Source organism: Aequorivita nionensis (genome assembly GCF_046352995.1).
In the GTDB taxonomy this organism is placed as follows: domain Bacteria; phylum Bacteroidota; class Bacteroidia; order Flavobacteriales; family Flavobacteriaceae; genus Aequorivita; species Aequorivita nionensis.
Window position 1 is genome coordinate 719,310 of sequence record NZ_CP130281.1, and the last position, 22,021, is coordinate 741,330.

At 38.4% G+C, this 22,021-nt stretch carries 12 protein-coding genes; 1 reads left to right on the top strand and 11 read right to left on the bottom strand.

Annotation, left to right across the window (positions count from 1 at the left end):
* Nucleotides 1-4: 4 nt before the first annotated feature.
* The 3 genes from sprA to Q2U82_RS03300 all read right to left on the bottom strand — a co-directional run bounded on the left by sprA (nucleotide 5) and on the right by Q2U82_RS03300 (nucleotide 10,219).
* A complete protein-coding gene (gene sprA, locus Q2U82_RS03290) occupies nucleotides 5-7,180 on the bottom strand; it encodes a cell surface protein SprA (protein ID WP_410007123.1) in 7,176 nt (2,391 codons plus the stop codon).
* 69 nt (nucleotides 7,181-7,249) lie between these two features.
* A complete protein-coding gene (gene ruvA, locus Q2U82_RS03295; protein WP_410006299.1) occupies nucleotides 7,250-7,831 on the bottom strand; it encodes a Holliday junction branch migration protein RuvA in 582 nt (193 codons plus the stop codon).
* A 93-nt stretch (nucleotides 7,832-7,924) separates the two neighbouring features.
* Nucleotides 7,925-10,219 (bottom strand): NADP-dependent malic enzyme, encoded by a 2,295-nt coding sequence (locus Q2U82_RS03300; protein ID WP_410006300.1) that lies wholly within the window; start codon nucleotides 10,217-10,219, stop codon nucleotides 7,925-7,927.
* 190 nt (nucleotides 10,220-10,409) lie between these two features.
* Between Q2U82_RS03300 and Q2U82_RS03305 the strand changes: the two genes are divergently transcribed.
* The gene (locus Q2U82_RS03305; protein WP_410006301.1) at nucleotides 10,410-12,287 is read left to right on the top strand and encodes a hypothetical protein; all 1,878 of its coding nucleotides are present in this window, start codon (nucleotides 10,410-10,412) and stop codon (nucleotides 12,285-12,287) included.
* Between the two features lie 39 nt (nucleotides 12,288-12,326).
* Here Q2U82_RS03305 and queG read toward each other — a convergent pair whose 3' ends face one another.
* The 8 genes from queG to nrfD form a co-directional block, all read right to left on the bottom strand.
* On the bottom strand, nucleotides 12,327-13,256 hold the full coding sequence (gene queG / locus Q2U82_RS03310; protein ID WP_410006302.1) for a tRNA epoxyqueuosine(34) reductase QueG: 930 nt from the start codon (nucleotides 13,254-13,256) through the stop codon (nucleotides 12,327-12,329).
* Nucleotides 13,257-13,324: 68 nt separating this feature from the next.
* Nucleotides 13,325-14,347: a Holliday junction branch migration DNA helicase RuvB gene (gene ruvB / locus Q2U82_RS03315; RefSeq protein WP_410006303.1), complete on the bottom strand. Its 1,023-nt coding sequence runs from the start codon at nucleotides 14,345-14,347 to the stop codon at nucleotides 13,325-13,327.
* 282 nt (nucleotides 14,348-14,629) lie between these two features.
* The gene (locus tag Q2U82_RS03320) at nucleotides 14,630-16,459 is read right to left on the bottom strand and encodes a cbb3-type cytochrome c oxidase subunit I (protein WP_410006304.1); all 1,830 of its coding nucleotides are present in this window, start codon (nucleotides 16,457-16,459) and stop codon (nucleotides 14,630-14,632) included.
* A gap of 16 nt (nucleotides 16,460-16,475) precedes the next feature.
* Nucleotides 16,476-17,546 (bottom strand): cytochrome c oxidase subunit II, encoded by a 1,071-nt coding sequence (locus tag Q2U82_RS03325; RefSeq protein ID WP_410006305.1) that lies wholly within the window; start codon nucleotides 17,544-17,546, stop codon nucleotides 16,476-16,478.
* A 29-nt stretch (nucleotides 17,547-17,575) separates the two neighbouring features.
* Complete coding sequence (locus Q2U82_RS03330) at nucleotides 17,576-18,952, bottom strand: quinol:cytochrome C oxidoreductase (RefSeq protein WP_410006306.1); 1,377 nt, start codon at nucleotides 18,950-18,952, stop codon at nucleotides 17,576-17,578.
* Between the two features lie 38 nt (nucleotides 18,953-18,990).
* Entirely contained in the window at nucleotides 18,991-19,641 is a 651-nt protein-coding gene (locus tag Q2U82_RS03335) for a c-type cytochrome (protein ID WP_410006307.1), read from the bottom strand.
* 1 nt (nucleotide 19,642) lies between these two features.
* Entirely contained in the window at nucleotides 19,643-20,179 is a 537-nt protein-coding gene (locus tag Q2U82_RS03340; protein WP_410006308.1) for a DUF3341 domain-containing protein, read from the bottom strand.
* A gap of 2 nt (nucleotides 20,180-20,181) precedes the next feature.
* Nucleotides 20,182-21,984, bottom strand: a complete 1,803-nt coding sequence (gene nrfD / locus Q2U82_RS03345; protein ID WP_410006309.1) for an NrfD/PsrC family molybdoenzyme membrane anchor subunit — start codon at nucleotides 21,982-21,984, stop codon at nucleotides 20,182-20,184.
* Nucleotides 21,985-22,021 lie beyond the last annotated feature (37 nt).

Consider the following 22,021-nt stretch of genomic DNA (forward strand, 5'->3'; position numbering starts at 1 on the left):
ATTCTTAGTTTCCAAAGTTGTAGCGAAGTGTAAATCCACTTCTAATTGTTGTTTGTGGGAATGCCGTGGAGATGGCATATTTAGAGAATGTATGGTCATAATAGAACAATGCCGTTAGATTTTTGCTCAAAGCATAATCTATGGACAACTGTGCACCATAGATGGTCTGCCCAGCCGTGGTTTGGTTGTTTTCAATATCTAAATACCTTATGATGGTTACGTTATCTCTTCTTGAAAGATCGACCTTAAAATTCAAATCACTGGTTATGACTGATTTCTTTCCACCAAAATTGGTGGAAATTCGCAAGTCTTTTACTCTGTATCCAAGACCCACTATGTATTCATTTCCTTTTATTTCAGTAAGCAAGTTGTTGGCGAAGCTCATAGAAAGGGCACGATCTTTTCGCATTTCGGCAAGAATCTTTACTGAATTGTTCATTTCAAAATCCAAACGCAATAAAGGGGAAAATTGTTCCGTCAAGTTTACATTGGTCAATAACGTTTTGGCTTTAAAATTTCCTGCTTGATCTGGCGCCTCTGGATTATTCGGGTCGTAATCTAAATTAGATTGAAACTGGTTAACTGTATAGCTGGCTCTATATCCATGGGCAAGAGAAAAACGTTTAAAGTTTTTCTTAAACCAAGGAATATTCATCAAACCAGTATATTTAATATCCCAATTGGGAAGTGGAATGTCCCTAAATATTCCTGTTTTCTCTTTTGAAGCATTACTTCCTTTATATGCAGCTAGGAAAGAAGGTAATAATACATCTTGACTATTTCTTCCAAAACCAACAGGATACCCGAGTGTATCTCTAGGAATTGCACGTCCTTGGTAATAATCTTCTGCAAGTCTATTTGCAATGGTCAATCTATTGCTTCGGAATTCATCAAAAGCAGCAGAACTGTTTTCATCACTCGTGCTAAATGCGGTTTTGATCAAGACTGTTGAAATGTTGAAATTACCATATGTATTTGGTGTCAACGAATTATAAAGACCATCTTGAACTATATAATTTTCAGCATAGTTTTCAGAATAAATTCTGCTTCCATTTATGTCAATAGTCAAATCATTTATAGGTTCCAAATTAGCTTGAATGTCCATTTGGCGACTTTCAACTTCCGTATATTGCTCGTTAAATTCTGGATATAATGTTAGCCATCCTTTTCTTGCGGCAAGATCCCTAACTTCGGCTTGGCTTCCAAATACAAAACCAGTAGTTGGTTTCAGTGTGCCAATAAAACCAATAGAGGGTGTATAACCTGGTAAATAAATACCATTGTTTTCTTGATAGTTGAATTGTATTTTCTTCAGCATGGTTGCAAAACCAATGGCGGTATTTAATACTTTATCACCCGCATTTAAACCTCCTTCAGCACCAGCGCCTCTTCCAAGAACGCTTGGCGAACCAGTTTTTCCATTTGAAAGCGCGCCTTTTTCTTCAGCTTCCAATTTGCCTTCTCTACCTTCTTTTCCTTCTTTGCCATCACCTTTTTCATCACCTTGACCAGCAGAAGTCTTTTTCGCTTTGCTCTTCTTAATTTTAGTAAGTCCAACATAACGGTAAAAACCGTTCATATCAAGGCTAGAGTTAATTTGGTGAGTGCTTGCATTCTGGATAGAATTACCCAAATTATAAGTATTTACGGTTCCATCACTCAACTCGATAGGCAGATTATTGAACTGCTGACTTCCGCGTTGCCATTGATAATCACCAGTATAAGAGTAAGTAGCTCTAATAAATTTCAGAAATGGAAACTTGCTGAATGGTAAATCATAGTTTAACTGTAGGGATTGAAAATGTTGGTTCGGATCACCCACGTCAAAGAAACCATCCCAGACTCCAATATCATTGTTAACCACGCCGTCATCACTCAAATAATTATTTACAATCATGTTATTTGAAGACGTAAAGTTTAATCGCAATGATTTGGTCAAATTGTGATTGATGGTATATTGCCAATCAAAAAGGTAATTGCGTTGGTATAATCTTGGCAAACCAATATTACCGGCCTGCAAGTCTATCTCTCTAAATTTCTGCTCGTTGTACTGTCTTGTAATATTAGAGCTTACTGAAATATTGGTCGGTAAATAATTGAAATTGAAATCCTTCAAGAACTTCCAGTATTTTCCCATAAACAGAGAGTCATTCTTTTTGAAAGGCTCTACTGGTTTTGCTGTGAAGTTATAATTATAAGTTGCCCCCACGCGAACGTTTTGTTCCAGTGCATCTTCCACCTCAAAATCGTGATGGTCTGTTTGGTTGTATGAGAAAGACCCTGTAAAGTTTTCTATATCATATATTTTAGCCTTCGAGTCTCCAGTTCGTTCTTTACGAACCCCAATTAAGTTTACACTTTCACGCTTAGTGTAATTTACTGATTGATTTTTTATTCTATCTTTTTCATCTTGATCCTCTGTATTGTCTAACCTAGTTTCCAATTCAATATCTTGGAATTCGGGATCGTATTGCGGTGTTATCAATTCTTCTGAACGCCCGTAGTTAAATGGAAGTTGAACTCCCCATTTTTTTGGCAATAGTTGTCCAAGATTCAAGTTTGTAACTACGCCATATTGTTGAAAATCTTCGCGGCTTCTTTGGTTTGGGCCTTGTTCCAAAGAACCAAAACCAATGGTGCTTCTTTTTCCGGTGGCGCTAATGGTTGCAAAATCTGCAATATTGGCATCCATACTTACTACCGCTGCCCAGCCCCCTTTATTTTTAAGCTCCGACATTCTAAGTTCGTTAAACCAAACTTCACCGCATAGTTCATCATTAGTAGTATTTCTTACACCTAGCATAATGGTGCGGACATTTCCAAAACTTGGATTTCCTTTTATACCTATTTTTAATTCGTTTTCGCCATTGGAGCCTCCACCATCAAGTTCAGATTGGTTGAAGAAATTCACTTCAGTTTGATCATAACTCGAATCGCCAAGAACTTTTGTTTTTATTTGCTGAAGCAATTCCAATGGTAAATTCAAACGGTTTGCAAGTGGCCATATCTCATCAGCTGTTCTGGCTCCAAAGTTTGTGGGATTTAAAGGTATTTGAACTTCGTAATAATTATTGGTAAGGTCATTTCCTAAACGTATGAACGCAACCAACTGACCATCCTGTAATTCTGTTGTATTGGTATTGTCTATAATAGATTCTGCGTGAATGAACATTTCCAGATTTTTATACTGGCGCATATCCACATTAAAATTTTTATAAACAGCACGGGCATCATTTTGCTCCAAACCACAAACCCGCAACGAAAGGGATTGTTCATTTTCGCGAATAATGTTATTGTTGTTGTTTAACTGCTCACGTTCAAGTCCCGGAGGAAGTACATATGGAATAGGTTCACGGTTTTCGTTTTCTTCAATGCTTACTGAACCAACTTCAAAAACAGTGTCGTCATTGGCAGGATCTTCAAAAGTAATCTCGTCCAACGTTTTTTCAAACCTTCTGTAATCGCCGCGAATCAATTCCATGGTACCGAAACGCAATACGGTATTTTGTGAAAACTGTGAAAGGAACATTCGCATAAAACGGATAGACCTAAAATCTGAAATACCATTAACGGCCTGATCAGGCTTGCTAATAGGAATTTTGAATTGCACCCAACGAACTGGGATAGTATTATTATCTGGGGTGGTTATATCTTGACTTTTTACATCTGAAATATATCTGTTGTTTTCTCTGTTCATCCCGGGGAACATAGGAACATTGTATTCAAAATAGCTGTCAATCGTGTTCATGGTATTGTCACGATTAATGTCTTCCACATCGGGCTGGGCGGTGCTTCCTCGGTTTGTGTTGCTAACTTCTAATGGAGAGTTTCCTTGTGTTCCATTATATTTTAAATAGCGGTTCAAAATATTCCCGTCAGCTTGCAAGAAATATTGATAATCGTCGTTTGCTGGATCTGGAAGGCCTCCAAAAGCTGGAAACTTTGCACTTTCATCCGCATTATTTAAACCATCCAAACCAATATCTTGGTTGGTGCGTTCTTGACTATCCGCAGTATCAAAAGTGTAAACTAACGATTGATTGGTTGGCACTTTACCCCAAGCTGTTGAGGTTGTATTGCCATTCAATCCATCTTTAGGCAATCCGTTTTCGTATTGTTTTCTTCCGTCTTTCAGTACATCTTCCGAAATGCTTCCAAGATTAAAGTTTAAGGATCCTCCTGGATTTCCGTTGTTTTCTTCGTAAATGAATGGATCCATCACCCAAAATTGGATGTATTCAACATTCGATTTTTCAAAATCAGTGGTAGTCAATTGTCGCATTATCCCTCCAAAACGATCTTCAGGATTAGGCAATGTATTGCCGCCTGCAGCTTCGGGGTTATAGTTATATTCACCTCTCACAGATGGATAATACGCCAAATCTAAAGTGAACAAAGCCTGAGTTTGTCCTTGAATAATATCTTCTAGAGGGAAAATTTCGTTCCTAAAAACACGACGTGTAAATGGAGAAGAAAGATCTTCGTCATTAATACCTTCAGGACGTTGGCTACTGTAGAAAATAGGATCAATAGTATACCAAGCCAATTTTGCACGATTATAATTGTATCCTAAGTTATCATTAGACAATTCACCGCCATAGCCCACAGGAGTACTGGATAATGACCAACTGGAAGGTGTGCTAATGTCATTACCGGTTTGTGAAGATTCAAAATCATCCACATATACGGTGGTTTTTCCATCAAAGTCGGAAACCTTTGGAGCACCCGGGTTTAAGTATGCAAATTCTCCACGCAAAGAAATGTTGGATTCAACATCAGTATCAATATTTGGAAGATGGTTCACCATTCTGGTAAGAAATGGAACCTCTGTTGAATAATTCACATTTATCCCATAAATACTATTGTTTATGGGCTCTACACCATAAGATGATTTTTGCGTTAATGGCCGTTCGTTAAGGTTTACGTAAGTTGCGCCCACCAATAACTTATCATTAAACTTATGCTCTACATTCAAGCCTGTAAAACGTTTGCTCTGTTGTCCAAAAAGTGAATTGTTTTCCGTGCTCACAGAAATTGGAATATTACTGTTTAGCAACGACGGATCCAAAATTTGAACCCTTCCCAATTGATAGTTAACGGTATAATCAACACCTTCTACCAAAGTTCTTCCTCCAGCGGTAACGGTAACGGAACCTTGCGGAATATTGAAAGCCCCAATAGGAATTCCATCTGCTCCCGTAGATTTGTAACTTCCCTTTAACTGAAATTTATTTTTCTCACTTTCCTGTTGTTCTGCCTGTGTTTTCGTTCCCGTGTAAAGTGTTCGGAAAACGTATTTTGCTTGGTTTGCATTGTAGGTAGCTGGCATATCATAAGTAGCCGGAATGGAAGGCACATTCAATTTTTCAAATAAGTGTTTTCCAAAAGGTTCCACCGTTGTAAAAATAATTCGCCCGTTTTGAGCATCTACAGTTATTCCCGGAAGAAAATCAAAAAAGCCATCCCCGCCCTGCACTGGATCATTGTTGAAGTTCAACCTATCAACATTGAATACTTTTAAGAGAATCTGATTCTTAACATCATCAGGGAGTTCTGGCCCTCCTTGCGCTTGCTCTATATAATTAAGTGGTGAAGGGTCTGTATAAAGTATATTCAGCCTAAAATCTTCCTTTTCAAGTTGGTATGCGCCAATTGGGTAGATGTTTTTCATCATCAAGTCCCAAGCTGGTTCCTGTACATTGGTGATGCTGCTCTTTAAAAGTTTTACAACTAGGTTTTGGGCAAGACCAACTTCGCCGCCTGGAGGGTTTCCACCGCCGCCATTATTATTATTTGTTCCACCGTTTGCTTCTACACCATCATTAGAAAATTCACCCACTTGATAAACCTTTCCATTAACGGTAAATTGAAATGATACCGCTAAAACTTCATCATTGGTCAAGCGTTGGTTTAATGATATATAACCAAGTTGTGAATTAAGGGAATATTCACCTGAATCCAATCTTCGGGCATTTTCTAAAGTAACATAGTCTGTGCCTTCATTTACCTGCAAACCTGTGAACCCTTGACGTACACTTGCTACATCTCGGATTGCTGGGTTTAGTAATGATGGCTCACTACCATTTATTCCAAAAGGATTAAAAAGGTTGTTGGTGTTGTCAGGATAGGCATTTCGGGTTGCTCTAATAAATCCACCTGGCGGGGTGTTCAATCCAATATTTGTTGGATCGGATTCACCAATATCCTGAATTGCCACAATGTTTCGCACATTTTCAGTACGGCTGGTTCGGTTAGTTATCCAAACTTCCATTCTTGTAATCTGGACATTGCTATTTATAAATGGATATTGTTTTAAAGCACGGTCATAGTTGTCCCTAAAATAATGAGACAAGAAAAAGTGGCGGTTATCGTCATAATCTAAGGCGAAAAGTTCATAATCCGTGATTGTGGCACCCCCTTCAGCAGTAACTGTTCTTGTTTCTGATTTTTGTTCAGAGAAAACCCCTGTAATGGTAGTCTTACCAAACTGAAGCTGTGTTTTTACCCCAAAAAGGCTTTGCGCTCCTTGAATCAAAGAACTATTTAGCGGCATACTCACGTTACCCACTTCAATTTTTTGAATGATATCATCTTCTGTTGGAGTGTATTCCAACTTTATCTGATTCTGGAAATCAAAAGTACTTTCAGTATCATAATTTGCAGTAACCTGAAGTCTTGTTCCCACTTTTGCCAAAAGGCTTAAGCTAATTCGTTGATCAAAATCAAAAGAGAAATTGCTTCGGTTTCGTGGTGAATACTGTGGGTTATCTTGTTTGGTATAAAGCAAACCAAGGTCCATTTCAACAGAACCTTGCGGGATTACCTCAATAGTATTTCCACCAAAAACAGATTCAAAGAAACTTCCATTCACATAAAAAGTTGGAAGTAGGTTTTTCTGCTCTTCCTCAGAACCTTCTTTTCTACCATCAGCAGCATCAATCTTCTGCTTGAAGTATGCCTTCATCTGCTCCTCTTGAATGAGGCGCTGATATTCTTGGGGTGTAAGAATGATTGGGTATGTTATATTAAAACTACCCAAAGTTTGGGTGTAAATATATCTGTCCGTTATAGGATCATATGTATATAAATCCTGGATGCTGGTAGGGGTGGGAAGGTCCATTCTTCCCATCTCGTTTCCGACTGCGGTCGTATCCTGTGCCAGCGAAACATTGCTGACCATTATGAAACTTACTATTGCTAAAAGCTTGAAAAAGCCACCCTTGTAAACGTAATTTTTTGCCTTCAAATTTTACAAATTTTTTAAAGCTTGTTTAATGATCATTTCTATCGAAGCCTGTGGATTTTCCTTCACAATGGTATCTACCACTTTTTCAGACTGTTTACGAACAAAGCCTAAGGTCTCCAAAGCAGATAACGCTTCATTTTTGTTCGTATTGCTTGATCCGGCAGAAATAGATGACAAACCGTACACTTTTAAAATCTTATCTTTTAAATCCAAAACCACACGTTGGGCGGTCTTGGCTCCTATCCCTTTTACGGATTGGATTGTTACAATATCATTTGTTGCTATTGCGTCCAAAACTTGGTCTGGCGCCAAGGACGATAACATCGTTCTGGCTGTGCTAGCTCCAACTCCTGAAACGCTAATTAACAACTTAAATATTTCACGTTCCGCAATACTTGAAAAACCGTATAGTGTATGGGCATCTTCCCGAATAAGCAAATGAGTAAACAGTTTAACATTTTCACTAGTGGGGAGTTCGGAAAATGTGTGCAAGGAAATATTGATAAAGTACCCTACTCCATTGCAATCTATCACTACATCTGTTGGGTTTTTTTCAACTAGTCTGCCCTGTATATGGGTTATCATGTGTTAACGAAAACTTAAAGGCTCAAATATAGCATAATTATTTACAACTGCCATTGGGGTTTTTGTGAAAATATTGTAGAGAAAAGCACCCAGTTATTTGCTTCCCTGCTCCCGCACTCGCTTCTCTTTTTGTTGTGCATCCACAACAGCTACAGCAGCCATATTAACCATTTCCTCAACGCTAGCTCCCAATTGTAATATGTGAACTGGTTTACGCATTCCCAACATAATGGGGCCAATGGATTCTACATTATTTAGCTCTTTCAGCAATTTATAATTACTATTTGCAGAATCAAGATTTGGAAAAATAAGTGCATTCACTTTTTTGCCCGCCAATTTTGAAAAAGGAAATTTCTTTTGAAGCAATTCTGGGTTTAAAGCAAAGTCTGCTTGCAGCTCTCCATCAACGATCATATCTGGATTACTTTTATGAAGTAAATCTACAGCTTCACGAACTTTTGTTGCGTGTGGATCTTTAGAAGAACCGAAGTTGGCGTAGCTAATCATCGCAATAACTGGTTGCAATCCAAACATTTTCATTGTATAATTGGTCATTTGAGCAATTTTGGCAAGTTCTTTCGCCGTTGGATCAATATTTATAGATGTATCAGAAAAAAACAATGGACCGCGCTTGGTAAGCATCAAGTTAGTAGTCGCTACTTTTGTAACGCCTTCAAACCTTCCCACAGTTTCAAAAACGGGAACCACTACTGAGGGATAAGAACGGGCGTAGCCTGAAATCATACAGTCCACATCGCCTTCGCTGAGCATCATTCCCGCAAAGTAATTTCGTTCTCGCACCAGTTTTTCTGCCGTGTAGAGTGATATTCCGCTTCTTCTTCGCTTTTCCCAAAGTTTTTGGGCATAATATTGAAGCTTATCTGCATATTCGTCACTTTTAGGATCGATAATTTCAAGGTCTGCATCAAAATCTATTTGCTCCATCAATTCAAGAATGATTTCCTTTCTTCCCAACAAAACAGGAATACCAATACCTTCTTCATAAACAATCTGTGCAGCTTTTAACACGTCCAAATGATCTGCTTCTGCAAAAACAATGCGCTTGGGATTTAATTTTGCACGGTTAAGCAGCAAACGAACTATTTTATTATCGCTGCCCATACGTTCAAAAAGTTCATCCTGATATTTTTCCCAATCGGTAATTTCTATGGTTGCCACACCACTTTCCATCGCAGCTTTTGCCACTGCGGGCGGAACGGCGGTTATCAGTCTCGGGTCAAAAGGTTTGGGAATTATATACTCTTTTCCAAAAGCCAGTTTTGTTTCGCCATAAGCAATATTAACTTGTTCCGGCACAGGTTCTTTAGCAAGGTCTGCCAAGGCTTTTACCGCAGCCATTTTCATAGCTTCATTAATTTTTGTTGCACGAACATCCAATGCTCCGCGGAAGATAAACGGGAATCCAAGAACATTGTTCACTTGGTTTGGATGATCACTCCGGCCAGTGGCCATAATGATGTCTTTTCGGGTTTTTACGGCCAAATCATATTCAATCTCGGGATCTGGATTGGCCATTGCGAAAACAATCGGGTTTTTCGCCATGCTTTTCAGCATTTTGGGCGTAACAATATCTTTAACCGAAAGCCCCACAAACACATCTGCATCTTTCATTGCTTCGTCTAGTGTATCAATTTTTCTATGGGAAGCAAATTCTGCCTTTTCTTCGGAAAGATTTTCGCGGTCTTTTCTGATCACGCCTTTGCTGTCTAGCATTACAATATTTTCAGACTTTGCGCCGAAAGCTTTGTAAAGCCGTGTGCAAGAAACTGCCGCCGCTCCAGCTCCACTGATAACTATCTTGACATCTTCTATCTTTTTCTCTGAAATTTCCAAAGCATTAAGCAAGGCTGCCGCCGAAATTATTGCCGTACCGTGTTGATCGTCGTGCATTACGGGAATATCAAGCTCTTCTTTCAGCCTTCTTTCTATTTCAAAAGCTTCGGGCGCTTTTATGTCTTCAAGGTTAATACCCCCAAAGGTTGGCGCTATATTTTTTACTGTTGCAACGAACTCGTCAATATTTTCAGTGTTTATTTCGATATCGAAAACATCAATATCTGCAAATATTTTGAAAAGCAATCCTTTACCCTCCATTACAGGTTTTGAGGCTTCGGGGCCAATGTTTCCCAATCCCAAAACTGCGGTTCCGTTTGAAATTACGGCAACAAGATTTCCTTTGTTTGTGTATTTATAAACGTTGTTCTTTTCTTTTTCAATTTCAAGGCAAGGCTCCGCAACTCCCGGCGAATATGCCAAGGAAAGATCACGTTGGGTGGAGTAACTTTTTGTGGGAACCACCTGAATTTTACCAGGTCTTGGTTTTGCGTGGTATAATAGGGCTTCTCTGCGTCTGCTTTGTTTGCTCATAATTTTTTTTGCTTATTTATAAAACCCATTCGATTTAGCACAATCGAAAAGTAAAAACCAAAGGTACGTGTTTTGAAAGAATCGAAAATATAAATTAAGGCTTTGATTGTGGGAAAAAATAGGAAACATCTCTTATAAAATCCAAATAGGTTTCAATACATTTGAGAAGGAATTGCTTTAAAGAGAAAAATTGAAACCTGTCCGCTACCTTTTTATAGTATTGGTGATGTCATCGTGCCTAAAACTTTCGGCGCAGAACAAAAACTCCGTGCAGGACAGCACGCAACTATACAATAAAATTAAAACCTATTCCGAAAAAAGAAAATTCACGAAAATGGTACATCGGTGGATTTTTCGGCCAACTGCCAATAAAACCAAAAGACAACCCAAAAAAGAAAGAAAAAAACCAATTTACCAACAGTTTGAGGGCAGGATTATTCGGAATATTATAATTGAAACCAAAGACCCTTTCGGTTTCTCGTTTACTGATAGCACTGAAGTTGCAAATAGCTGGCTCGAAAAAACCGGCAATGCCATTCATGTAAAATCAATGAATATGGCAGTTCGAAATTTTTTGCTGCTAAAAAAAAACAAACCTCTAGACACTCTACTTTTAACTGAATCGGCACGATTGTTACGGTCGCAAAATTATATTCGAGAGGTAAAGATTGTACCAGCGTTCGTTTCCCAAAATCAAGATTCGGTGGATATAAAAGTTACTGTTTTGGATTCATGGAGTATTATTCCGAAAGCAGATATTTCCGGTTCCCAAACCAAACTTAAGTTGAGGGAGCGCAATTTCATTGGAACCGGGCATCAGTTTAGGGTGGGATATTCAAAAAGAATTGTGGACGGAAAAGATGCTTATGAAGCGAGCTATATGATTCCAAATTTTAAAAATACCTTCATTAGTGCCTCGGGAACTTATTCTATTGACTATGAAGGTTATTACGATAAAACAATTTCTTTCGACAGAATATTCTATTCGCCATTAACCCGCTGGGCAGGTGGAATATTTTTACAGGAAAAAACTTTGGCAAGAGAGCTTCAAAATGATACGCTGGCGTTCGTCAATCAAAATTTCAAATTCATTACGCAGGACTATTGGGGCGGCCGTTCCTTTCGTGTTTTTAAAGGAAATTCCGAAAGGGAGCGCACCACAAGCCTCATTTTGAGCGCGCGTGCCTTATTGGTAGATTACAAAACCTTACCGAATATTGAATATGACAGCATCCGGTTTTTTTCCGATGAAACCTTTTTTTTAGGAAGCGTCGGTATTGCCTCACGGCAGTTTGTTGAGGACAGCTATATTTTTAACGATGGCATTATCGAAGATGTTCCGGTGGGGACCACCTATTCCATAACGGGCGGAATCCAAAATAAAAACCAAACGGACCGATTGTATATAGGAGCCAAAGCGGCTTATGGCAATTATTTTAAATGGGGATTTATGAGTCTGGATTTTGAATTGGGAAGTTTTTTCAACCATTCAAAAACCGAGCAGACAACTTTTAGTTTTCGGGCAAATTATTTCTCACACCTTTTGTCGTTGGGCGAAAAATGGAAAATGAGGCAATTTATAAAACCACAAATTGTATTGGGATTTAATCGACTAAATTCCATCGCCGATAGATTGAGCCTTAATGAAAACCCAGATTTCAACGGGGCTTATGGTAATTTATATTTTGATCATCGAAACGGAAATATAAATGGTTTTGAAGGAAGTGCCACAGGTATTTCAAAATACGTAATCGCGTTTCAGACACAGTTTTATTCGCCTTGGGAAGTTTTGGGGTTTCGCTTCAATCCTTTTGTGAATATTGCTGCCGGCATGCTTTCAGACAAACACGAAAGTTTCGGAAGCAACCATATCTACTCCTCTTTTGGTGTGGGCTGTGTTATTCGAAATGACTATTTAGTGTTCAGTTCCTTTCAGCTATCCTTTGCTTACTACCCTGAAATTCCGGGACAGGGAAAAAATATTTTTAAAACGAACGCATTTGAAAATGACGATTTTGGGTTTCCTGATTTTCAGATTGGAAAACCGCGAACGGTTGTTTATCAGTAATCATCCTCCAGCCTCTCCAAAGCAGATAGTGGAATAAGATCATTGTTTTTTCAGGAATTCAATATTTCTTTTGAGACCGGAAAACTTGGTGCGCTTCACAGCACTATTTTTAAATATTCTCTGAAAAACGTCTTCGGTTATTTCTTCCCAATCTTTTTTAGTCATTGAGAGGAGTTCAGGATTTGGGTTGAAAAGTGGTTCATTATGCGGTTTGCTGAAACGGTTCCAAGGACAAACATCTTGACAAATATCGCAGCCAAACATCCAATCTTCAAAGTTTCCTTTTTGCGAAGTTGGAATTTCGTTTTTCAACTCAATTGTAAAATAGGAAATACATTTACTGCCATCTACAACTTTATCTGCAACAATAGCATTTGTGGGGCAGGCGTCTATGCAGGCCGTGCAACTTCCGCAATGGTCGGTTACGGGAGTATCGTATTCCAAATCAAGATCCACAATTAATTCCGCAATAAAATAGAAAGATCCTAATTGTTTTGTAAGTAAATTGCTGTGTTTGCCAATCCAGCCCAAACCGCTTTTTGCTGCCCAAGCTTTGTCTAAAACCGGGGCAGAATCTACAAAAGCACGTCCGTGGACTTCACCAATTTTTTCAGAAATGAACTCCATCAACTGTTTCAATTTGTCTTTTATGACGAAATGATAATCGGTACCGTAAGCGTATTTAGAAATTTGATAGCTATCCGGATTTTGCATTTCGGAAGGAAAATAATTCAGCAACAAAGAAATAACGCTTTTTGAATCTTGAACTAAAAGTGTTGGATCCAACCTTTTGTCAAAATGGTTTTCCATATAGGCCATTTCACCGTGCATATTTTTTTTTAACCAGGTTTCAAGTCGTGGTGCTTCTTCCTCCAAAAACTCGGCCTTACTGATTCCACAGGATAAAAAACCGAGGCGTTTGGCTTCGGTTTTTATTAAGGCTGTATTTTTGGATTTGTTATTTATCATGGGAAGTTGCCGGGCTTCGCCTTTAGTTTATCCTGAGCGCTGTCGAAGGGCTCAGCCTGACATTTCATTTAAAAAAGTCCTCCCTGTGTTGGGCCTTTTAATTTTCCGAGGTGTTTGTAGGCAGCTTCGGTAACCTCGCGCCCGCGGGGAGTGCGCATAATGAAACCCTGCTGAATTAAAAAAGGCTCATAAACTTCTTCAATGGTTTCGGTGCTTTCGGAAACGGCCGTTGCGATGGTTGTAATTCCAACCGGTCCGCCTTTGAATTTTTCGATGATTGTTCGAAGAATTCTATTATCCATTTCGTCAAGACCATGAGCATCTACATGCAAAGCTTCCAATCCAAATTTTGCGATTTGGATGTCAATTTTTCCGTTTCCTTTTATCTGAGCAAAATCGCGAATTCTACGTAAAAGAGCGTTTGCAATTCTCGGTGTTCCTCGGCTTCTGCCAGCAATTTCAATAGCAGCTTCCATAGAAATAGGAACTTGTAAAATTCCTGCACTTCTTTGTAAAATTGTGGTTAGAAGCTCCGTAGTATAATATTGTAATCTTGAAGAAATTCCAAACCGGGCACGCATAGGCGCAGTTAATAAACCTGAACGCGTAGTTGCGCCAATAAGAGTAAAAGGATTTAGATTAATTTGAACCGAGCGCGCATTGGGTCCAGATTCAATCATAATATCAATTTTATAATCTTCCATTGCAGAATACAGATATTCTTCAACAATAGGGCTTAAACGGTGAATTTCATCAATAAACAAGACATCGCGTTCTTCCAAATTTGTCAGTAATCCTGCAAGATCGCCAGGCTTGTCTAACACTGGTCCTGAAGTAACTCTAATATTTACGTTCAGTTCATTAGCAAGAATATATGCAAGAGTGGTTTTTCCTAAGCCTGGAGGGCCGTGAAAAAGCGTATGATCTAAAGCTTCACTACGCAAGTTTGCTGCCTGAACAAATATTTGAAGGTTTTCCAAAGCCTGATCTTGCCCAGTAAAGTCGTCAAAACTGAGAGGACGGAGTTTTTTTTCAATATCCAGTTCCTGTGGCGAGAGGTTTTCTCCAGTGGGATCGAGGTTTTCGTTCATAACACAAATATAGGAAAACACTTGGTATCACTTCTATAGTTTTGAACCAGATAGAAAAGTAAGTTTATAAATTTGAGAAATAAAAAAAGGTCGCCCAAATAATATTTAAACGACCTTAGTGAAATAACTAGCAGGTTCCTCACTTCCTACTTATTATAAACTCAACATATCAAAGATAATGTATTGCCTTAAAATTCTTTCTACGTAGTGCTACTTAAAAACTACGTATAAGCAACAAGCCCTTTCAAAATTGAAAGGGCTTGTATGTTTTTTTTGGTTCCATTAATGATCTAATTCATCTTCATTGTCCTGTAATGGGATGTGTTGAGGAATAAAGTCTTGTCCGGGAATCACGAAGTCGGTTTCATCTTTATTCAACTTGCTATAGTCATAAGACCAACGGTACACGTGTGGAATTGGGCCATCCCAGTTTCCGTGGATGTGCTTTACTTCAGCAGTCCATTCTAAAGTAGTTGAATTCCAAGGATTTTTTGGACCGATTTTTCCATAGAACATAGAGTGAATGAAGTTGTATAGAAACACTACTTGAACACCAATTGTAATGATTGCGAAAATAGTCATCACAACATTTATATCTGCCAAATCATCAAAATAAGGAAAGTTGGTATTTGTATAGTATCTACGCGGAAGTCCTGCCAAACCAACAAAGTGCATTGGGAAAAATATTCCATAGGCACCAATAGAGGTTACCCAGAAGTGTATATATCCAAGTTTTTTGTTCATCATTCTTCCCTCAAACATTTTTGGGAACCAATGATAAACCCCAGCCAAAAATCCGTAAGCTGCAGAAATACCCATTACCAAGTGGAAGTGAGCTACAATGAAATAAGTGTCATGAATGTTAATATCCAAAGCACTATCACCCATAATAATTCCTGTTAAACCACCAGTAATAAAGGTAGAAACAAAAGCAATACACCAAAGCATGGCTACGTTCATTTGTAACTTACCTCGCCATAAAGTAGTTATCCAGTTAAAAGATTTTACTGCAGAAGGAATTGCAATCAAAAGTGTTGTAAATGTAAATACCGATCCTAAGAATGGGTTCATCCCTGAAATAAACATGTGGTGACCCCAAACAATGGTTGAAAGGAAAGCAATAGTTAATAGAGAAGCTACCATTGCACGGTAACCAAAAATAGGTTTACGTGAATTGGTTGCCATAATTTCGGAAACTATTCCCATTGCTGGAAGAATTACGATATAAACCTCAGGGTGTCCAAGAAACCAGAAAAGGTGTTCAAATAATACTGGCGAACCTCCTTGGTGATGCAATACTTCACCGGCAATATAAATATCCGATAGAAAGAAAGATGTGCCGAAACTTCTATCCATAATCAACATTAGAGCTGCTGAAAAAAGAACCGGAAAAGAAACAACTCCAATAATTGCAGTTAGAAAGAAAGACCAAACCGTAAGTGGAAGTCTAGTCATAGACATTCCTTTAGTTCTAAGATTCAAAACCGTAACAATAAAGTTTAGAGAACCTAATAATGATGCTGCAATAAATATTGCCATGGAAATTAACCATAAAGTCATCCCTGTACCAGAGCCAGGTATAGCTTGTGGCAATGCACTTAATGGTGGGTAAATGGTCCATCCAGCAGAAGCAGGTCCTGCTTCTACAAATAATGAGCCTAACATTATTACACTAGATATAAAGAACAACCAATAGGAAACCATATTAAGGAACCCAGAGGCCATATCTCTAGCACCAATTTGAAGTGGAATAAGTAGGTTACTAAAAGTTCCGCTCAATCCGGCTGTCAAAACAAAAAACACCATTATGGTACCGTGAATTGTTACCAAAGCTAGGTAAACACTCGGATCCATAACTCCATCTGTTCCCCATTTTCCAAGTAATATCTCAAAAATAGTAAACTTGTGGTCTGGCCAAGCCAATTGCAATCTGAACAATAAAGACATCAAAATTCCGATGACACCCATAAATATACCGGTAATCATGTATTGCTTTGAGATCATTTTATGATCAGTACTAAATATATATTTAGTTATAAAGGTTTGTTTATGATGATGCCCGTGATCATCGTGATGATCTTCTACTGCGTGGACCTGTGCGTGTGCTGACATATATTTTAAACTAATATTATTTATTTTCGTTGCTAAGTTGTTCAGCCAATGACGGCTGTTTTGCTAACCATGCTTTATAATCTTCTTCAGATTCAACTATTATTTTCATTTGCATGTTATAGTGGCTAATTCCGCAAATCTTGTTACAAATAAGCACGTAGTCAAATTCGTATGGCTCCAAGGCTTCTTCCCTAGCCGCCGTAAGGGCTTTGCTTTTCTCTGATCTTATGTTGTTGATATTTGCCACTTTTTCTACAATATAATCATTTTGTCTCATCTCCTCGGAAGTGACCGTAGGCGTAAAAGCAAACTGGGTAACCATTCCAGGCACACAATTCATCTGTGCTCTAAAATGGGGCATATATGCAGAGTGAAGTACGTCTTGCGAACGCATTTTAAACAATACTTTTCTACCTACTGGCAAATGTAACTCCGTAACTATTTTATCATCTTGCCCATTTGGATCGGCAGGATCTACACCCAACTGATTAATGCCTTGTATTAAACGAACATTAGCATCACCAAGTGTGTTGTCATTTCCGCCATAACGCGCCTTCCAATTAAATTGCTGTGCATAAAGTTCGACTATTAGCGGATCATCATCTTTATCAACATTCATAATGTCCGTCCAAGTAAATAGCCCATAAATTATAAGCCCTGCCAAAGTAATAACCGGGATTATTGTCCAAATAAATTCCAATTTATCGTTGTCGGCATAAAAAGTCGCTCTCTTCACTTTATTACCCCGGTAAATAAAAGCGAAGTAATGCAATACGCCTTGGGTAATGATTCCTACAAAGAAAATGAGAATCATTGTTATCAACATTAGGGTATCTATCTTGGATCCATGTTCAGAACCTGATTCAGGTAAAAGAACATCTCCCCATAACCAGAAGCTAACAATGGTTAAAAAATAGATGAAAGCCAAAAAGCCCATCATCAAATAACCATGAGTGTTATTATCCTTATCCGTAGCTATTTCGGAATTTAGGGTTGGCTTTGTTTGTGCCAATTTAAAAATTCGGCTCATCTGCCAAACAGAGATCCCAAAAAGAATGATTACTATTACAACTAAAAATGCGGTCATCTTTACAATTTCTTCTTTAAACTAAATGATTAAAAATGGTAGTTTTCACTTTCCTTAATAAATGGATCGTTTTCCGGTCTTAAGGAAACCTTGCCAAGACCTGTTCCAACAACTAAGATGAAAAGGCCCAAAAAGAACAGTATTGCTGCTACTTCTGGAATTCCAAAATACCAGTTGTGACCTACTGTGGAAGGCATAACCAACAGGAAAATGTCTATATAATGCCCTACCAAAATAAATACAGCGGCTATAACCACAAACCAAGGAATTCTTTTGTAATCACTATTCATCAAAACTAGAATAGGGAAGACAAAATTAAGGATAAGCATTCCAAAAAACAATACTTTATATTCTTGTATTCTTATAATAAAATAGGTTACTTCCTCTGGAATGTTCGCATACCAAATCAACATAAACTGTCCAAACCAAAGATAAGTCCAGAAGATACTGAAGGCAAACATAAATTTTGCAAGATCATGAAGATGTTTATCACTAACAAATGGAATAAGTCCTCGACCTTTTAAGTGAATTGTAACTAAAGCTATTACTGTAATTGCAGATACGAACATACTTGCAAAAATATACCAAGCAAAGAGTGTGCTATACCAGTGAGGTGTCATAGACATAAACCAATCCCAAGACATAGTAGCCTCGGTAAGAAGGAAAAACACAAGGAATAATACAGAAGCTTTAAAGTTTTTTCTGTATGGATCATAATTATTTGCTTTTGCTTGTGCTAATGAATTTTTTCGAGAAAAATAGCGATATAGGTTCCAGCCCAAAAGATATATAACCGCTCTAATTAAAAAGAAGGGGAAATTTAAATATACAGATTTACCCTGAAGAATTTTGTCTCCGGCAACCAATTCATGATCCTGCCAAGGATAAAAATGTGTTCCAGCAAAAACAACTATCAAAAATACGATTATGGACCCAGGTAATAAATAAGCTGTAATACCTTCCATTATTCTATAAAGAACAGGAGACCATCCTGCCTGTGAAGCATATTGAATTGCATAAAAAACCAATGCTCCCAAAGCAAGCATCATAAAGAAAAAAGCGGCAACAAAAGTTGCAGACCAAGGTCTGGTTTGCAGTTGATGCAAAACATGCTCTTCGTGTGATGCAGCGCCATGACCTTCTGGTTTTAGATCAGTGGCATGTTTCATTGCATTTTCTGAGTAGCCTTCTTCTCCACGAGCTTCATCAACAAAGTTGGCTGTTCCACCTTCCTCGTGTTCTGCAACAGCATGATTCTCACCGTGATGGCCTTCTTGCTCAGCCATTATTTTTTTAACATCATCGATGGTTTTCGGCGTGGTTAAAAAACCGAAGATTATTCCAGCAAGTCCTAGGACTATCAGAACAATAGAAAACAGTTTTAAATTTCTTGGTAGCGTGTACATATCTTTAGCTATTCTCTTTTAAATCTTTATTTAGGTTCCTATTCGGAAGCTGTGTTTGTTTCAGGCATGTTTGTTTCAACCGCAGTGCTATCTACTGCAGCACTAGCTTTTGAGGTTTCTAAAATACCTGGCTCTCCATTAAGCGCAGCTTTTAAATCCATAACATGCATTGCAATTTGCCAACGTTCCTTTTCATTAGTTTGTGAGGCATAAGAACCCATTGCATTCAATCCGTAGGTTTCTACATGATAGATACCTCCGGGCACAATATTACGCCCTGGATCACCAAAGCTAGGAATTCCTAAAAACTTCTCGCGTGTTGCTAAAATACCTTTACCATCTCCTTTATCTCCGTGACATACGGCACAATAAATGGTGAATAACTGATTTCCAACAGTGAGATTTTCTTCAGTTACTTCATACGGGTTTTTTAGCTCTGCTTTTGCCAACTCCAAACCGGCTGTACTGTTTTCGTAATCATAAGGTGTGAAACCGCGCGGCACCGTATTTTCGGGCGGGGTCATAGCTTCCTGTTGGTTTGGAAAAATTTCATATTCACCATAAGTATCATAGCCTACTGGCTCATACATATTTGGGAAATATTGATAATTTGGTTTTTTATCGTTAAAACAAGAAACCATGGTTGCTGAAGCAATAATCGTAATTCCTATGTTTATTAATGTCTTCATATTAGTGGTCTTGCTCATTTTCAATTAAACTAATTTCTGATGCACCAGTATCGTATAAAAATTTGGTAAGCTTGGCTACATCATGATTGTCTGCATCAACTTCCATTAAAAAATGGTCATCTGTAGTGCGGAGATCTGGATTCTCAGCTTTTTTGAAAGGCCAAAGCTTACTTCTCATATAAAAAGTAATTACCATTAAATGTCCGGCAAAAAATACAGTAAGCTCAAACATAATAGGTATAAAGGCTGGCATGTTTTGATAAAAGGTAAAACTGGGTTTACCTCCAATATTTTGTGGCCAATCTTGAATCATCATAAAGTTCATCATTGCTACAGCAACACTTAAACCAACCAGTCCATAGAGGAATGATGTAATCGCTATTCTTGTTGGTGCTAATCCCACGGCATGATCCAATCCGTGTACAGGAAATGGTGTAAATACCTCTGAAATATGATAATTTGCTGAACGCGTCTGTTTAACAGCCTGCATCAACAGGTCATCGTCAGTATATATTGCATGTATCTTAGTTGCAGCCATAATTAGTTATTGTTTTTAAGTGTTAATGCCTGTCCGGCCCAATCATCGCGTTTGGCTCTACCAGGGAATTCACTAATTATCTCGTCTAATAAATCGTATTCGCGGTCGGTCATTCTACTTACCTGTTCAAAGGTAAAAATTCCCAACTGATGAAGTTTTTGTTCCATAACAGGTCCAACTCCACTAATTTTTTTAAGGTCATCCTGCTTTTCAACTTCTGGATTAAAGGTTCCAATACTGCTAAGCAAGTTATCAATCTTACCTCTGTGAAGCTCAAAATCCACTTCATTGTTTTCTGAATCCTCTTCATTTGAATCATCAAAAACAGAATCAAAATGTTTTCCTTCTACGTTGGCGGCTGGGCCAGCATCTGCGGGATATTCCTCTACAGTCTGTATGTGGCTGTGGTCATCACCGTGTTCAGCACGCAATCTTTTGAAAGATTCCCCAGAAGATTTCAATATTGTTTTCACCTCTGCCTGTGCAATCACAGGGAAAGTACGAGCATACAGAAGGAAAAGCACAAAGAAGAATCCAATGGTTCCAATAAAGGTTCCAATATCTACAAAAGTAGGCTGGAACATTGTCCAAGAGGATGTTAATCTGTCCTTACTTAAATCCACAACAATGATGTCAAAACGCTCAAACCACATTCCAATATTAATAACTAGCGCTACAAAGAATGTCCATCTAATGTTTCTTCTTAATTTTTTCACCCAAAGCGAAAGCGGCACGATAAGGTTACAAATAATCAATGCCCAGAACGCCCACCAGTAAGGGCCAGTTGCTGCACCAAAAGACAGGTATGTATAGTTTTCATAAGGCACACCTGAATACCATCCAATAAAATATTCAGTGATATAAGCTACCGTTACAATACCACCTGTTAACAAGATTACCTTGTTCATATATTCTATGTGAAGGACTGTAATATAGCTTTCAAGATTTGATACTTTTCGCATTATGATAAGTAGCGTCTGTACCATAGCGAATCCTGAAAAGATTGCCCCAGCAACAAAGTATGGAGGGAAAATGGTACTGTGCCATCCTGGAACTACTGAAGTCGCAAAGTCAAAAGATACAATGGTGTGAACCGAAAGTACCAAAGGCGTTGCTAAACCTGCCAGTACAAGTGATACTTCTTCAAAACGCTGCCAGTCTTTTACGCGACCGCTCCATCCAAAACTGAGTATTCCGTATATTTTTTTCTGAAAAGGGCTTTTGGTTCTATCGCGGATCATTGCAAAATCTGGTAGCAAACCTGTCCACCAGAAAACCAATGATATAGATAGATAGGTAGAAATAGCGAAAACGTCCCAAAGTAATGGAGAGTTAAAGTTTACCCACAGTGAACCGAATTGGTTTGGAATTGGGAGCACCCAATATGCCAACCATGGACGACCCATGTGAATTATAGGAAATAAACCTGCCTGTACAACTGCGAAGATGGTCATCGCTTCCGCAGAGCGGTTAACGGCCATTCTCCATTTTTGGCGGAAAAGTAATAATACTGCTGAAATCAGTGTTCCAGCATGACCAATACCTACCCACCATACAAAGTTTGTGATATCCCAAGCCCATCCAATGGTTTTGTTCAATCCCCAAACCCCAATACCGGTTGAAACAGTATAAATAATACAACCTAGACCCCATAAAAATGCTATTAGGGCAATGGTAAAAACAATCCACCAAGATTTATTGGCCTTTCCCAGAACGGGTGCCCCAACATCTACACTGATGTCATGATAGGACTTCTCTCCCAGAACCAAAGGCTCTCTTATAGGTGCTTCGTAGTGTGACGACATATTTAATTCTTAAATAATTGGTTCTTGATTAATATTT

Excerpts from the sequence above, each read along its gene's own strand:
- Q2U82_RS03340 (WP_410006308.1), bottom strand. The coding sequence starts at position 20,179 with ATGGCTGCAACTAAGATACATGCAATATATACTGACGATGACCTGTTG.
- nrfD (WP_410006309.1), bottom strand. The coding sequence starts at position 21,984 with ATGTCGTCACACTACGAAGCACCTATAAGAGAGCCTTTGGTTCTGGGA.
- sprA (WP_410007123.1), bottom strand. The coding sequence starts at position 7,180 with ATGGTCAGCAATGTTTCGCTGGCACAGGATACGACCGCAGTCGGAAAC.
- Q2U82_RS03325 (WP_410006305.1), bottom strand. The coding sequence starts at position 17,546 with ATGACCGCATTTTTAGTTGTAATAGTAATCATTCTTTTTGGGATCTCT.
- Q2U82_RS03320 (WP_410006304.1), bottom strand. The coding sequence starts at position 16,459 with ATGTCAGCACACGCACAGGTCCACGCAGTAGAAGATCATCACGATGAT.
- ruvA (WP_410006299.1), bottom strand. The coding sequence starts at position 7,831 with ATGATAACCCATATACAGGGCAGACTAGTTGAAAAAAACCCAACAGAT.
- ruvB (WP_410006303.1), bottom strand. The coding sequence starts at position 14,347 with ATGAACGAAAACCTCGATCCCACTGGAGAAAACCTCTCGCCACAGGAA.
- Q2U82_RS03300 (WP_410006300.1), bottom strand. The coding sequence starts at position 10,219 with ATGAGCAAACAAAGCAGACGCAGAGAAGCCCTATTATACCACGCAAAA.
- queG (WP_410006302.1), bottom strand. The coding sequence starts at position 13,256 with ATGATAAATAACAAATCCAAAAATACAGCCTTAATAAAAACCGAAGCC.
- Q2U82_RS03335 (WP_410006307.1), bottom strand. The coding sequence starts at position 19,641 with ATGAAGACATTAATAAACATAGGAATTACGATTATTGCTTCAGCAACC.
- Q2U82_RS03330 (WP_410006306.1), bottom strand. The coding sequence starts at position 18,952 with ATGTACACGCTACCAAGAAATTTAAAACTGTTTTCTATTGTTCTGATA.